At 75.0% G+C, this 12,058-nt stretch carries 12 protein-coding genes; 5 read left to right on the top strand and 7 right to left on the bottom strand.

Annotated elements, in window-relative coordinates:
• Nucleotides 1-258: 258 nt before the first annotated feature.
• From ACFRAR_RS25790 to ACFRAR_RS25810, 5 genes are all read right to left on the bottom strand, one after another.
• Entirely contained in the window at nt 259-777 is a 519-nt protein-coding gene (locus tag ACFRAR_RS25790; protein WP_380700558.1) for a MarR family winged helix-turn-helix transcriptional regulator, read from the bottom strand.
• Nucleotides 778-852: 75 nt separating this feature from the next.
• Nucleotides 853-1,209 carry a DUF6204 family protein gene (locus ACFRAR_RS25795; RefSeq protein WP_380700559.1) on the bottom strand — a complete coding sequence of 119 codons (357 nt, stop codon included), beginning with the start codon at nt 1,207-1,209 and terminating at the stop codon, nt 853-855.
• Between the two features lie 186 nt (nt 1,210-1,395).
• Nucleotides 1,396-2,343, bottom strand: a complete 948-nt coding sequence (locus ACFRAR_RS25800) for an aminoglycoside phosphotransferase family protein (RefSeq protein WP_380700560.1) — start codon at nt 2,341-2,343, stop codon at nt 1,396-1,398.
• A gap of 347 nt (nt 2,344-2,690) precedes the next feature.
• Entirely contained in the window at nt 2,691-3,380 is a 690-nt protein-coding gene (locus ACFRAR_RS25805; protein ID WP_380700561.1) for an alpha/beta hydrolase, read from the bottom strand.
• Between the two features lie 336 nt (nt 3,381-3,716).
• The gene (locus ACFRAR_RS25810; protein WP_380700562.1) at nt 3,717-4,511 is read right to left on the bottom strand and encodes a hypothetical protein; all 795 of its coding nucleotides are present in this window, start codon (nt 4,509-4,511) and stop codon (nt 3,717-3,719) included.
• 129 nt (nt 4,512-4,640) lie between these two features.
• Here ACFRAR_RS25810 and ACFRAR_RS25815 point away from each other — a divergent pair, with 129 nt between their 5' ends.
• The 4 genes from ACFRAR_RS25815 (at nt 4,641) to ACFRAR_RS25830 (ending at nt 9,401) form a co-directional block, all read left to right on the top strand.
• Nucleotides 4,641-5,276: a TetR/AcrR family transcriptional regulator gene (locus ACFRAR_RS25815; RefSeq protein ID WP_380700563.1), complete on the top strand. Its 636-nt coding sequence runs from the start codon at nt 4,641-4,643 to the stop codon at nt 5,274-5,276.
• Nucleotides 5,273-6,709, top strand: coding sequence for a carotenoid oxygenase family protein (locus ACFRAR_RS25820; RefSeq protein WP_380700564.1), 1,437 nt, complete (start codon nt 5,273-5,275; stop codon nt 6,707-6,709). Before ACFRAR_RS25815 ends, ACFRAR_RS25820 begins: the two co-directional genes overlap by 4 nt.
• Nucleotides 6,710-6,950: 241 nt before the next feature.
• The gene (locus ACFRAR_RS25825) at nt 6,951-8,459 is read left to right on the top strand and encodes a PQQ-binding-like beta-propeller repeat protein (protein WP_380700565.1); all 1,509 of its coding nucleotides are present in this window, start codon (nt 6,951-6,953) and stop codon (nt 8,457-8,459) included.
• A gap of 132 nt (nt 8,460-8,591) precedes the next feature.
• Complete coding sequence (locus ACFRAR_RS25830; protein ID WP_380700566.1) at nt 8,592-9,401, top strand: alpha/beta fold hydrolase; 810 nt, start codon at nt 8,592-8,594, stop codon at nt 9,399-9,401.
• 231 nt (nt 9,402-9,632) lie between these two features.
• Here ACFRAR_RS25830 and ACFRAR_RS25835 read toward each other — a convergent pair whose 3' ends face one another.
• The gene (locus ACFRAR_RS25835; protein WP_380700567.1) at nt 9,633-10,196 is read right to left on the bottom strand and encodes a hypothetical protein; all 564 of its coding nucleotides are present in this window, start codon (nt 10,194-10,196) and stop codon (nt 9,633-9,635) included.
• The gene (locus ACFRAR_RS25840) at nt 10,184-11,326 is read right to left on the bottom strand and encodes a serine hydrolase domain-containing protein (RefSeq protein ID WP_380700568.1); all 1,143 of its coding nucleotides are present in this window, start codon (nt 11,324-11,326) and stop codon (nt 10,184-10,186) included. Before ACFRAR_RS25840 ends, ACFRAR_RS25835 begins: the two co-directional genes overlap by 13 nt.
• 139 nt (nt 11,327-11,465) lie before the next feature.
• Between ACFRAR_RS25840 and ACFRAR_RS25845 the strand changes: the two genes are divergently transcribed.
• Complete coding sequence (locus ACFRAR_RS25845; protein WP_380700569.1) at nt 11,466-12,047, top strand: hypothetical protein; 582 nt, start codon at nt 11,466-11,468, stop codon at nt 12,045-12,047.
• Nucleotides 12,048-12,058 lie beyond the last annotated feature (11 nt).

Consider the following 12,058-nt stretch of genomic DNA (forward strand, 5'->3'; position numbering starts at 1 on the left):
TCTTGAAGAGTCCACACACCTCACCAAGATCATTCGGTGGCCGTTCCAGTTCCAGCCCCGACCTGCGAGATCACGAAGTGCGGCTGGAGTACTAGGCCGGGGCGCGCGCGAGGGGTGAGGTGGGGTGCGTGCCGGGCGGGGGGCGGGTGTGGATCCGGCGTGGGCCCTGGTGTGGACGCGGCGTGGGCCCGGCGTGGGCCCGGCGTGGGCCGGGTCCACGCCGGGTCGTGGGTGTGCGCGGAGGCCGGGGCGCGCGGCTCAGCCGAGGCGCCGGCCGGGGGCGGTGCCGCCGAGGCGGGTGAGCAGCGCGGAGATCCGGCCGAGGTCATCGGCGCTCCACTGGTCGGCCGCGAAGTGCTCGGCGGCGATCTTGCGGGCGGTGTACAGCATCTCGGCGAGCCGTTCCCGGCCGGTCGGGGTGAGGGCGGCATAGGTGACCCGGGCGTCGCGGGCGGCGGCCTCGCGGGAGACCAGACCGATCCGCTCCAGCGGTGCGAGGCCGCGGGTCACGCCGGAGGCGGTGAGTCCGAGGGCTTCGGCGAGGTCGACCCGGCGCATCCGGCCGCCGGGGGCCTGGGAGAGGTGGAGCAGCATGGTGAAGTCGGCCAGGCTGACGCCGTGCAGGCCGCTGAGACCCGCGTCGAAGCGCTTGACCAGGGCCGCCTGGGCGCGGACCAGCCGCAGGGCGGTGTCCAGTGGGTCGGGGCCCGTGCCCGCCGTGGGCTGAGCCGGCCCGGTCGGCTCCGGGTGCTGGGGCAGTTCCGAGTGGTTTGTCATTGCCACCTCCTTGACTGCTCAAGTATACCTCGACGAAGAGCCGCCAAGGAGGTGGCGGAGGGGGAGGGGGGCGGGTCAGTGGGCGCTGTTGGCGGCGCGGCGCTGCCGCTTGCCGAGGGGCGCCTGGGAGAGGTCCTCGGCCTGGGAGCGGAGGTTCTTGTGGCCGTAGCCGCGCTCGCCCAGCCAGTCCCGCGCCGACTGCTCGGCCCGCTCGGTGGCCTCCAGGATGTCCTCCTCGGCCTCGCCCTCGTCGAGGAAGCGGAAGGTGAAGGCGGCCCGCGCGGACAGGTCGTAGCTGAGGTGGCCCTCGCGGGTGAAGGCGGCGCGCAGGACGTCGTGCTCGGGGGCGGCGGCGAGCAGTTCGGCGCGCTGTTCGTCGGTGAGGCCGTCGAAGACGCCGCGCACCATGATGCGGAAGGTTCGAGTGGTCATCCCCCGACGATAGGCAGTGCGCACTGTCGGCCGCCAACCCGATTTCCGGGGCCGGAGGATGGCGGCCCGAATCCGATGGTCGAACAGGGGCGCGGACCGGGGTGCCCGGGGGTGGCCCGGGGGTGGGGCGCCTCCGGGCGGCGGCCGTCTTCGGGGTGGGCGTGCTTCGAGTCCGTGGCGGCTCCGTCAGGTAGGGGTGAGCGCTTCGGCGAGCCGGTCGGCGTAGCCGGTGAGCAGGTCGAGTCCGGGGCCGCCCCGGGCACGCCGGAAGCCGTGCCGCCGGCCCCGGAAGGCCGCCTGGACGGCCTGGAGTTGGGCCCAGCGGCGGATCCGCTCGCGGTCCAGCTCGGCGGCCTCGGCGAAGACGTCGAGCGCCCGGAGGACGGGTTGGCGCGGGGCCGCCCCGCCGAGTGTGGTCAGCGCGTGGACCGTGAGCAGGGTGCCGCCGTCGTAGGCGCGGTCCCCGACGTACCCCTTCGGATCCACGGCCAGCCAGGGTTCGCGTTCCGCGCGCAGGACGTTGCGCGGATGGAGGTCGCCGTGGACGAGCACCTCCGGCTGGTCGCGGGCGAGTTCGCGGACGGTGGCCAGGGCGGCGGCCACGCTGCGGGCCGGCATGGTGTGGGCCAACGAGGCCGCGTCGCGGCGTAGTTGCTCCTCCCAGCCGGCGGCCCGGTCGCTGAGCCGGGGCAGGCGGGGCAGGCCGGGCAGGTCGGGTGGCGCCGGGACGCCGAGCCGGAGGCTGAGCCGCCCGGCGACCGTCAGTACTTCGTCGCCGTCCCGGACCTCCGCGAGCGTGACCGGGCTCGCCCGTTCGAGCAGCATCGCGAAGCGCTCGTCGTCCCTTTCGTACAGCCGGACGGCTCCCCGGCCCGTCCACACCGCGAAGGCGTCCGGCTCGTGCACGTTGCCCGGGTGGGGGAACGAGACCTTCAGCACGGCCGGCCGCCCCGATCCCCGCCGGACCGGGAGGACCAGGCCGACGCCACCATGGGCGGCCTCGCCGTCCGGTGCGCACCCCCAGCGCTCCAGCAGCCTGGCGGCGAGGCCGGGGAGTTCGCCGATCCAGGCCGCGCCGGGGGCGCCCTCGCGGTCGACGGTGGAGCGGACGAGCCCGTCGGGGATCTCGATCACCCGGTCTCCTCTCGATGGCGATGGCGATGGCGGCTGTCGTCGGGGCGGGTGCGGGGCGGGACGAGCCGCCACGGAGAAAACGAGACTGACGCTCGATCAGTTGCGCTCGACCGAAGCCGGGGGGACGGACACCGGCAGGGAACTGGTCGCGGAACACGGTGGAGCCTCCCTTCCGCGGCGGCCCGGGTGGCCGCCTCTCGCGGTGCCTCCAAGACTGATCGCCGACAGCCCCTTCGAGCATGTGCCGATCGGCAGGAATCCCGCACGAAGGCGACCGGGCCTCCCCTGCCGATCGGCAGGGGAGGCCCGAGGTGGTCGGGGAGGCCCGAGGCCGGGGCGGGGCCGGGCTACGCCCGGGCGGGGAGCCGGCTGCAGACCGCCCCCGCCGCCAGCGGAGCGGGCTCGGCGCCCACGGCGGCGAGGGCGAAGGCGGTGGTCAGCGCGCTGATGTCGCGGGCCTCGCGGATCAGGTAGTGGCTGCCGCCGGGGACCTCGTAGCGGGCGAGGTCCGGGACGACCCGCCGGGCGCGCAGCGCGTACTCCAGGGACTGGGCGGCGCCGGCCGAACTGTGGTCCCCGGTGCCGTGGACGATCAGCACCCGGCGCCCGGCCAGCTGCTCGACCGCGTCGCCGCTCGGCAGCCAGGGGGCGATCCCGGCCACGCCCACCACGGAGGGGTGCCCGGCGCACCAGAACGCGGCCCGCCCGCCCAGTGAGTTCCCGATCAGCACGACGGGCGCGCCCGGGTACCGCCGGGTGAGCTCGTCGAGCGCCCAGCGGGTGTCGACGGCGGTGTCGGCGTCGGCGCCGTTCCAGCCGCCGTGGCGGTAGCGCAGCAGGTGCACCGCGAGGCCGTGGGGCCGGCCGCGCTCGGTGAGCTCGGCGGCCAGGTCCCGCAATCCCAGCTCGGCGACCTTCACGGGGGCGCGCCGGCTGCGGATGAATCCGCCCGGCAGCAGCAGGACGACGCCGTTGACCGGCCCCTCGCCCGGCCACGGGGTCAGCTCTGCGGTGCGCGGACGCTGCGCTCGGAACACGCGAAATCCTTCCTGGTACGTACCGGCGGATTCTACGGTTCCGGTGGGTTCCCGCGGGTCCCGCGGTTCCGGCGCCGGGTCGCGGTGGGCCGGCAGGGGCCCAGGGCGAGCACGGCGGCTGCCGCACGGCCGGTCACGGCCACGGCCCCCGCGCGGTGCCGGGCGCGGGCAGTCGGCGAGTCGCCGACCGCCGTGCCGCCGACCGCCGTGCCGTGGTGGATGGTTGCCGGGCCCCGGAGGGCGGCCGGCGAGCTCAGCGCGAGGCCGGGAAGCGGCCCGGCCGGGGGTGCCGGACGGCAGGGGTCCGGGAGCCGGTGGCGGCGGACCGCGGCCCGGTCACTCGGCGCCCCCCGGCAGGAACCTCGCCCGGGTCTCCAGGACGAAGGCCGCGGCGACGTCCGCGTCGGGGATGAGGAATCCGACCTGCCGCCCGCCCCGCTCCAGTTCGGTGCGGGTCGTGATCCGGAGCTCGCGCTGGTCCTCGGCGGTGACCTCGTCGAGACCGCTCCACGGCAGGGTCTCGCTGTGGTGGACGTCGCCGGGGCTGATGACGAGCCCCTCGGGCACCACGGCGAGTGCCTGCCCGAACACGACGCGCCCCTCCGCCTCGAACCGTGCGCGCAGGTGTCCGGTGTGGCGCGGCATCAGGCCGGCCCGGATGGCCTCCGCCAGGCCCGGCTCGTACCGGCCCGCCAGTTTCGTGACCACGTAGGGTGTTTCGCGCCCGTACGGCTGGATGAGGACGCGGGCGAAGCGTTCGAGCATCAGGTTGCCCTGGAAGTCCGTCCGGGAGCGTATGTACTCGTAGCTCTCGATGGCGTCCCAGGGCAGGGCGGTGAAGTCGCCGCCGGCGTGGTGGAGGACGAGACCGCCCCGGTAGCGCGCCACGGCGACCAGCCCGGTGCGCGGTGGCACCGTCTTGTAGGCCCAGATGCCCGCGGCCAGGACGGCGGCCGCGATGGCGGCGCCCCACCAAGTCCAGCCGGAGGCGGCGAAGACGAGCAGGGAGGGCAGGCCCAGGCCCCACTTGGCCGTTCCGTCGCCGATCCGGCGGGTCGTCCGGTACACCCGCCGCCGTTCACCCAGGTCCGCCTTGGCCGCGACCTCGTCGCAGCGGGTGAGGCCACTCATCGCTGACTCCCCTCGGCTGTGGAGCGCGCCATTCTAGTCAGACGGCAGGACGGTCATGCCGGGCCGAATCCGAACACCGGTGCGGGAAAAGGCTGGTAACACTGTTTCTGATCGGTTACGTTGTTACCCATGAGCACGCCCTACCAGGACGCGCAGCGGATCGGCCAGGACGCCGTCCGCGCCGTGATCCTCGACCGCGCCATCTCCCTCCTCGTCGCCGAAGGCTCCGCCGCGCTGACGGTTCGCCGGATCGCCGCCGAGATCGGCTCCTCGACCAAGGTGCTGTACACGATGTTCGGCGGGAAGGAGGGGCTGCTCGACGCGCTGTACCGCGAGGGCTTCGCGCGGCTGCGCCGGGCACAGGAGCAAGTCCCGCGCGGGGACGACCCGTTGGCCCACCTGACCGAACTCGGCCGGGCCTACCGGGAGCGCGCGATCGCCGAACCCGCCTACTACCGCGTGATGTTCGAGCAGCCGGCGCCCGGATTCCGGCCCAGCGACGAGGCGTTGGCGGTGGCGGACGGCGCGTTCGGCGCCTCGGTGGCCGCCGTGGACGCCTGCATGGCGGCCGGGGTCTTCCGCCCCGGCGACGCCCGCGAGGTCTCCCATCTCTTCTGGGCGGCCACCCACGGCGCGGTGAGCCTGGAGCTGGCCGGCCACTTCGCGCCGGCCGAGGCCGGGGCGCGCTACGAGGCGCTGATGGCCGCGCTGGGGCGGGCGTTCGGCACCGGCACCCCATCACCCGACGAGAGGTCCGCACCATGAGCGCAGGCACCATCAGCACCGGCACCATGAGCGCAGGCACCACGAGCGCCACCGGCACCACCCGCCGCAACCGCTACCTGTCCGGGAACTTCGCCCCGGTGACGGAGGAGGTCACCGTCCACGACCTGCCCGTCACCGGCCGGATCCCGGCCCACCTCGACGGCCGCTACCTGCGCAACGGCCCCAACCCGCTGGGCATCGAGGACCCGGTCGCCCACCTGTGGACCCTCGGCGCGGGCATGGTGCACGGCGTCCGCATCCGGGACGGACGCGCCGAGTGGTACCGCAACCGCTGGGTCCGCTCCGGCGCGGTCGCCGACCACCTCGGCGAGCCCCGGCGCGGCACCCCCGTCGACGAGCGGCTGGACATCTCCCCGAACGTGCAGGTCGCGGGCCTCGCCGGGCGCACCTACGCGCTGATCGAGGGCGGCATCCGCCCGTACGAACTCGGCTACGAGCTGGACACGCTGGGGCCGTGCGAGCTGGGCGCCACGCCGGAGGGGTACAGCGCCAACGCCCACTCGATCCTCGACCCGCACACCGGGGAACTGCACTCGCTGGCCTTCCGGTACGGATCGGAGCAGGTCCAGCACATCGTGATGGACGCCACCGGCGCCGTGCGCCGCAGCACCCTGATCGACGTGCCCGGGAACCCTTACATGCACGACTTCGCGCTCACCGAGCGGTTCGTGCTGCTGTACGACACACCCGTGGTGTTCAGCGCGGCGCACCTGGCCACCGGCGTGCCCTTCACCTGGGACGACCGGCGGACCGCCCGGGTCGGGGTGATGCCGCGCGAGGGCGGCCCGGTGCGGTGGTTCGAACTCGCGCCGCACCTGGTCGGGCACACCCTCAACGCGTACGAGCGGACGGCGGACCGCCTGGTCGTCGACGTGGTGCGGCACCCGCCGGGCATGGACCTGCGCGACATCGGCGCGAGCCGCCCCACCCTCGACCGCTGGACGCTCGACCTGGCGGCCGGAACGGTGCGGGAGGAGCGGCTGGACGACCGGGTCCAGGAGTTCCCGCGCCTCAACCCGCGCCACAGCGGCCGCCCCTACCGCTACGGCTACACCGCCGCCGTCGAGCTCTACGCGCCGCCCGCCGGCCCCGATGACGACCGCCCCGACGCGGGCTTCAGCAACGCCCTGCTCAAGCACGACCTGGAGCGGGGGACCGTCGAGGCCCACGAGTTCGGGCGCGACGGCGCGGTGGGCGAGGCGGTGTTCGTCGCCGCCGAGTCGCCGGGGGCGGAGGACGACGGGTATCTGATGGCGTACGTCCTCGACCCGGACCGGGGCGCGACGGACCTGGTGATCCTCGCCGCCCAGGACGTCGCCGGCGAGCCCGTCGCCCGTATCCACCTGCCGGTGCGGGTGCCGCTGGGCCTGCACGGGAACTGGGTGCCGGGCGGCGAGCCGAGCCGGGGCTGAGCCGGGGCCGGGCCGGGGCTGAGCCTGGACCGAGCCGGGGCTGAAGGGCTCCGACCAGGAGGAAGGGCAGCGGCCGGTACGGGGGTCCGGCCGCGGCCCTTCCTCCTGGTCGGAGCCCGGCGGGACCAGGCCATGGCCGGGGTTTTTCCTGCTCTTTGTTCCGGATCATGGCTCGCTCTGCGACGATCCGATGATCGTCGCCCCGACGCGGTGGGCGGCGCGTCGCAGGGGAGAGACCGGCATGGCCGTGTGGCCCGAGGACAGTGTCGTCCGGGCGAGGTGGACCGCCAGCCTCGCCTGGGGCAAGGAGACCTGGATCGTGGTCTCCGGCGGAGTGCTGGGGGCCATGTTCGCGAGCATGGGGCTGGCGGTGCTGTTCGGACCGGCGAACGGGTTCGGCGGCGACAGCCTGGCGTACATGGGGATCATCAGCATCCTCGGGCTGATGCCCTGCGGGGCGGGCTTCGTCTGGGCGCTGATCCACCCCAGGGCCGGCCTCCCGGCGGTCGCCGCCGGAGGGCTGCTGGGGCTCGTGGTCTTCGTCGGCTTCGCCGGGGACGGCCTCAACGACTCCTGGAAGGCGGCGCTGGACCGGCCGTCCACGATCCGCGCCGTGGGCAGCTGGACCAGCGGGGACCTGGTGGTGCGGGTCCGGCCGGACCTGGTGGTGGCGTACCGCAGCTCCACCGGGGCCGTCATCTGGCGCTGGACCCCGCCCGGGGAGGACTCGGTCTGCGCGATGAGCCGGGGGACCGGGCCCGCCGGCCCGGCCCGGAGCGGCGCCGTCGGGCTGATCGGCCACTCCCCGCACGACAGGCCGTGCTCCGCCGTCACCGCGCTCGACCTCGCCGACGGCACGGAGGGCTGGACCGCCACCGTGGACGCGCCCGCCCGGGACGGCGACGACGCCACCCCGGACGTGGTCGCCGTGGCCGGGCAGCAGGCCCTGCTCCAGGAGCGGACCGGCTGGCACGCGGTACGGCTGGCGGACGGCCGGGACGCCTGGCGCAGCACGGCCGACCCCGGGTGCGCGCCGCTACAGGTCGCGGGCGGTCCCGGGGACGCCGTCACGGTCGCCCAGTGCGGCGACGCGGCGCCCGTGCTGCGCTCGCTGGCGCCCGCGGACGGGCGGGAACAGCGGCGGATCGACCTGCCCGCGGGCGGGCTGCGGAACCTCGCGGTGGTGTCGGTGGACCCGCTCGCGGTCTGGGTGGACGCCCAGGCCGAGCGCGGCACCCACGCGGTGCTCAGCTACGACCGGGCCGGCCGGCAGCGGGCGGCGATACCGGTCGCCGGGGAGGAGTACGACCTGGACGTGATGCTCGGCGGGCTGCACGCCTTCGACGAGTTCATCGCCCGGCCGCTGTTCGGCGGGGTGGTCGTGGGCGACCTGTTCATCGTGCCGGGGGAGAAGCCCGGCGACGTCGGCATCAGCGGCGGCAAGCACCCGAGCCGGACCGCCACCGGCCGGCTGCTGGCGTACTCGCTCGCGGACGGCGGCAAGCGGTGGACGGCGGGACTGGACGACCAGGTGACCGGCCTGGTGGTGGACGGCGGCTCGGTGTGGGCGATGACCCGGGGCCGGGTGACCAGGGTGGAGGCGGCGACCGGGCGGCAGAGCGCCGTGCTGGACGTCAACGACACCGCGTCGCTCTATCCGGTGGACCTGTCGGTGTCGGGCTCGGAGCGGTTCACGGTGGTCGCGGAGGACGGGACGCGGGACGAGCCGCCGGTGCGGGTGATGAGCTGAGCGGTGGGTGATGAGCCGGGCGCCGGGCGGGAGGGCCGGGCCCGGCAGCGGGCCCGGCAGCGGAGGATCTGAGCCTTCCGGGTGGTTGTGTCAGGCTGGTGGGGGAGCACCGCCGAGACCGGGAGACTCGTGATGGCCGAGATCAGGGTGAACGGGGTGACGCTGCACTACGAGGCCCACGGCGAGGGCCCCGGCGTCGTCCTGGTGCACGGTTCCTGGAGCGACGCGGACTCCTGGGCGCGGGTGCTGCCGGGCCTGGCCGAGTCCACCACCGCGGTCGCCTACGACCGCCGGGGGCACAGCCGCAGCGAGGACCCGCTCACCCAGGGATCGGTGCACGAGGACGCGGCCGACCTGGCCGGGCTGATCCAGGGGCTGGGCCTCGCGCCCGCCTTCGTCTACGGCGACTCCTACGGTGCGCTGGTCACGCTCCGGCTCTCCGCCGCCCGGCCCGACCTGCTGCGCGGGATCGCCGTGCACGAGCCACCGGGCACCGGCATCCTGCTGGCCGACCCGGACCTGCGTCCGATCGGTACCGACTTCGCGGACCGGATCGCGGCCGTCCGGGAGCTGCTGGAGCAGGCGGAGTCCGCCGCGGCCGCCGAACTGTACGTGGACAGCCTCGCGTTCGGCCCGGGCGCCTGGGAGCAGCTGCCCGCGCCGGTCCGGCACGCCTACATCCGCAACGCGCCCACCTACCTGGACGAGCTGCGCGACCCGGACGCCCTCGACCTGGACCTCACCGGGCTGTCCGGGTTCGACGAACCGGCCCTGCTCACCCAGAGCGACGACAGCGCGCCGATGTTCGGCGAGGTGCTGGACCTGATCGACCTCACCCTCCCCGTGGCGGAACGCCATCTGTACGAGGGTGCCGGGCACGCGCCGCACCTGTCGCAGCCGGAGGAGTGGGTGCGGGTGGTGCTGCCGCGGGCGCTGGAATGAGGCGCTGCGACTCGTAGCGGCGGGGGTGGCGGGCGGGGGGGGGGGGGGGCCCCGGGGGGGGCGCGCCCCCCCCCCGGGCGGGGGGGGGCCCCCCCCCCCCCTTCGCCGCGCGGGCGTGGGGGGTGGGGGGGGTGGCGCGGGGGGGGGGGGGTGGGGGGGGGGGGGGGGGTCGGGGGGGGGGGGGGGGGGGGGCGGGCCGTTCCGCACGGGGCTGAACGGCCCGCCGCCGGTTCAGAGTTCGGCCGCGCCCCAGCCGTCGTCGGCGAGCGGGTCCGGCTCGGGGCAGTCGACGTGCTCGTAGCCCCACAGCACCGCCTTGTGCAGCATCCACTCCGGCAACGGCGGCTGGTCGTAGCCGTCGCGGTCGACGAGCACCAGCCCGACCCGGACCTCCTCGGCCGGAGAGAACTCCAGGGTCCGTTGGCCCGGGAGGTTCTCGTACGCCACCGTCCGCCAGCCGTGGCCGGTGGCGGTCAGCGCGGCCAGCAGTTCGGCCTCGGTGACCCGGGAGTCGAGCGTCACCGGGTCGCCGTCCGGCCGGGGGAGGTCGAGTTCGCCGTGCCAGATCGGCAGGGACAGCGAGTGGAGCCGGCGGCAGCGGCAGAACACCGTCCGGACGTCGCCCCAGCCGAAGGCGTGCGGCCAGCGGGTCTGCTTGTGGACGCGCCCGCCGTCCCAGGGCTCGCCGTAGCGGGCGGCGAGTTCGGGCAGCGAGGCGCCGTAGCGCAGCTCGCCGAGGCCGCCGGTGGTGGCCAGGGTGGTGACGAGGGGGAGGAAGCCCGTCAGCCCAGACACGCCCGCACCGCCTCGATCAGCCGGTTCGCCCGGGCGTCGCCGTGGCCGATCATCCGGTTGGCGACGTAGCCGAAGCCGACGCCGAACTCGTCGTCCCCGAAGGCGAACTGGCCGCCGGCGCCGTCGTTGCCGAAGCTGCGCGCGCCGAGCAGCGGGCGGAAGGCGGGGGAGTCGAGCAGCAGGCCGGAGCCCCAGCGGGCGCCCATGTCGAAGCCCAGGAAGCCCGCGCCGGAGGAGACTTCGCGCACCGCGTCGGTGACGGTGGCGGGGGAGAGCAGCCGGGGCGAGCCGTCCAGTCCGGTGACCGCCGCCGCGTAGACGCCGGCCAGGCCGGTGGCCGAGGCGACGGCGCCCGCGCCGGGCAGCTCCATCGCGTGCAGGTCAGGGTCGTTCCAGCCGTGCGGCACGTCCAGGCCGGGGAAGGCCAGCGCGCCGTTCATGGTGACGATCCGGGTGAGCAGGTGCTCCGGGCCGGGCATCGGGCGGCGGCCCTCGGCCTCCACCAGGCGGGCCAGGGACGGGAGTTCGCTCTCCGGAAGGCCGATCCAGAGCGGCAGGCCGAGCGGCTCGGCGATCTCCTCGCGCAGGAACGCGCCCGGGGTCAGCCCGGTGATCCGGCGGATCACCTCGCCGACCGCGAAGCCGAGCACATGGCCGTGGTACTCGTACGTCGTGCCCGGCTCCCACAGTGGCCGCTGGGCCTCGATCGCCCGGATCACCGGATCCCAGGCGGCGACCTCCTCGAAGGAGAGCACCGCGTCCAGGGCCGGTATGCCGGCGCGGTGACCGAGGATCATCCGGGTGGTGATCCCCTGCTTGCCGTTCCGGGCGAACTCCGGCCAGTACCGGGCGACCGGGGCGTCCAGGTCGAGCCGGCCCCGCTCGGCCAGCAGGTGCGCGGAGATGCTCACCGCGCCCTTGGCGCAGGAGAACACCGGCACCAGGGTGTCCTGCGTCCAGGCCCGACCGGTGCGTTCGTCGGCCGTGCCGCCCCACAGCTCGACCACCTTCCGGCCGCCGGTGAACACCGTGACGGCGGCGCCCAGTTCGGGGAAGTCGGCGAAGTTGGCGGCGAAGACGTCCACGACGGCGCCGAAGCGTTCGTCGGCCCAGCCCTGGTGCTGCTGCATGGTGGTACCCCGTTCTGCCTTCGAGCTGTCCTTGAGCTGCCCTCAAGATCGACCGAACCACGCTACGGGAGCCGGGCCGCCGTGACGAGCGGATTTCCCCAGCTCGGGGCTGCTGGGGCGGGTGTGGCAGACTCGCCCGGTGGCGAGGAAGAGGGACCAGGCGGATCGCGAGGCACTGACGGCACTCTGGGAGCGGCGGTGGCCCGGGACGGAGCCCGTCGGGTGGGAGCTCGGCCGGGATGAGCGGGACGCCTGGGTGCGCTTCCACAGCCTGCCGGAGTCCAAGCGCTACCCCGACGACGAGCGTGAGTACGCGATCGTGCTGGAACGCCACAACACCGTGCTGGACGAGCTGTTCGCCGGCACCGAGGTGTACGTCATGGTCCCGAGGTGGTCGGACCGGCCGAGCGCGCCCCGGATGAACCGGGACACCAGGCACTGGCGGACCTGGCTCCGGGCCGACGACACCGATCCGGAGCTCAGCTTCTACTGCCACGTGTTCGTGGAGCGGCGGCGGTGGCAGCGGGGCGGCCTGGACCGGCTGCTGCGCCGGGTCGCCGACGACATCGAGGGCGGCGTGATCATCGCGGGCACCGGCCTGCGGCGGCTGTACCACCCGTACGACGGCGGCGCGGACGTCTACCTGGCCACGGCGGAGGAGCGCGACCGGCTGAAGGAGCGGCACGCCGAGTGGCTGTCGCCCTACCCGAGCGGCATGTGAGCGCCCGGCGC

Source organism: Kitasatospora sp. NPDC056651, from assembly GCF_042792155.1.
Lineage (GTDB): Bacteria > Actinomycetota > Actinomycetes > Streptomycetales > Streptomycetaceae > Kitasatospora.